At 50.1% G+C, this 1,594-nt stretch carries 3 protein-coding genes and 1 pseudogene; all 4 read right to left on the bottom strand.

What is annotated here, in order from left to right; all coding sequences use genetic code 11:
• Positions 1 to 222 (bottom strand): annotated as a pseudogene (locus tag P5674_RS24525) (hypothetical protein); the annotation flags it as partial.
• 360 nt (positions 223 to 582) lie between these two features.
• On the bottom strand, positions 583 to 822 hold the full coding sequence (locus tag P5674_RS24520) for a type II toxin-antitoxin system HicA family toxin (RefSeq protein WP_006615911.1): 240 nt from the start codon (positions 820 to 822) through the stop codon (positions 583 to 585).
• A gap of 17 nt (positions 823 to 839) precedes the next feature.
• Positions 840 to 1,052 carry a hypothetical protein gene (locus tag P5674_RS24515; RefSeq protein WP_006615910.1) on the bottom strand — a complete coding sequence of 71 codons (213 nt, stop codon included), beginning with the start codon at positions 1,050 to 1,052 and terminating at the stop codon, positions 840 to 842.
• Positions 1,053 to 1,221: 169 nt separating this feature from the next.
• The coding region (locus P5674_RS24510) for a hypothetical protein (RefSeq protein ID WP_315670384.1) at positions 1,222 to 1,594 on the bottom strand (373 nt) is incomplete at its 5' end.

Below are 1,594 nucleotides of genomic sequence, written 5' to 3'. Positions count from 1 at the left end.
ATCGGTTTCCCGGAAGCGGCGTTCGCGCAGCGTCTCGGAACGAGAATCGCTTTCTTCGGACTGTCGCTGGAGGAGTTGCTTGGTTTCCTCGAAGCGGCGATCGGTTTCCCGGAAGCGGTGTTCGGTTTCTTGGGACTGTTCTTTGATGACTCGTTCAGTTTCCTTTTGGGCTTCTATGAGTTCTCCTAGCAGCCTCCAAACATCATCAGCACTGGTGGTCATGGGGGTTCCTCTCAGGTGTCTCAATTATCCCCATTTTAGCGAACGATAGGCCCTAGCCATTGGTGGCTGTTGTTTAAGTCCCAGAAACCGGGTTTCTTAATCAAAAATTTGCCAGGTGGTGGAAAGGTGGTGAAATTATTGGTTATAAATCTAGGAATTTTGTCAAGTACGGATAACCGAATACTTTATGGCGGGAAACCGATATAAGTGACGGTTTGAGTGGGGGGTGTCGAGGTGGTGGCGATAGGTCGCACTCCGACCCTACGCGATACGTCGCACTCCGAGGCTGCGCGATCGCACTTCTGAGACTCTAAGCGATCGCCCGAGTTGTGGGGATATCTAAACTCAAATGAGGGTGACTTACAATGTATTGATAATGTCGGTTTTAGTGACTCCTTTGTGTCGGGAAATTGATCGTAAAATACTATTGAGAGTTCCCAGTCGCAAAGGGTTATGATTGGGAATGCTAATCCTTTGATGGTGGGGCAACTCTGTTTCTAAAATAATGTGGCTCCCCTGTTGGTGAACAACCTCATAATCCCATTGGCGACAGAGAATGTCTGCCAAATGAGTCCCTTTAATATCTCTGGGGATTTTCATCGATAATTTGGATCGATCTACTGGATGACTAAGATTTCTTCTTTGACTAGATGTAGCTTGACATTGGGACAGCTAGGTTGGTCGAAATAATAGCCTTTGACGGCTTCATTGACATGGATTCGCAACGCTTCCCAATCATCACCCTGAGTGAAGATATCCTCGGTCAAACATTCGGCTACAAATCCGCCATCTTCTTCCTGATACACTTCAAAAATGATGACTGGATTCATTTTTATCCTCCTCGTTTATGGTTGACATCAATCCTAAAAAATGGTCGCTATTTTTATTCAAACTTTGACCCAGAAGAAGCCTGTTCGTTTCCGATCATACCACAAGGCGATCGTTACAGTGTGGGACGATCGCGTTCTGATCGGCTCCCATCCTCTCAACCCCCAGCTCTCATTCCCCCATCGGAATCGCTGACGACACCCGTTGCGCGCGATAGGTCGCACTCCGAGGCTGCGCGATAGGTCGCACTCCGAGGCTACGCGAACGCATTCCGGCACCCGGACACGACGCGGAAGGTGTTTGATGTGATGTAGCGGGTGAAGCCGTCCCCACAGAAGCGCGATCGCATTTCTGAAAGGGTAGGCGATAGGTCGCACTTCCGAGAGGGTAGGCGATACGTCGCACTCCGAGGCTACGGGAACGCGCTTCCGAGAGGGTAGGCGATACTTCTGGCGGGCACGCTACGCGATACGCCCTACGGGCACGCTGCGCGAACGCCAACTCTGGCTGTAATTTACCATTGGCGGGGACGGAATTTATCATC

The sequence above is a fragment of the Limnospira sp. PMC 289.06 genome, from assembly GCF_032350395.1.
In the GTDB taxonomy this organism is placed as follows: domain Bacteria; phylum Cyanobacteriota; class Cyanobacteriia; order Cyanobacteriales; family Microcoleaceae; genus Limnospira; species Limnospira platensis.
Note: the sequence above shows the minus strand (reverse complement) of the source record. Positions and strands in the feature narration are given on the sequence as shown.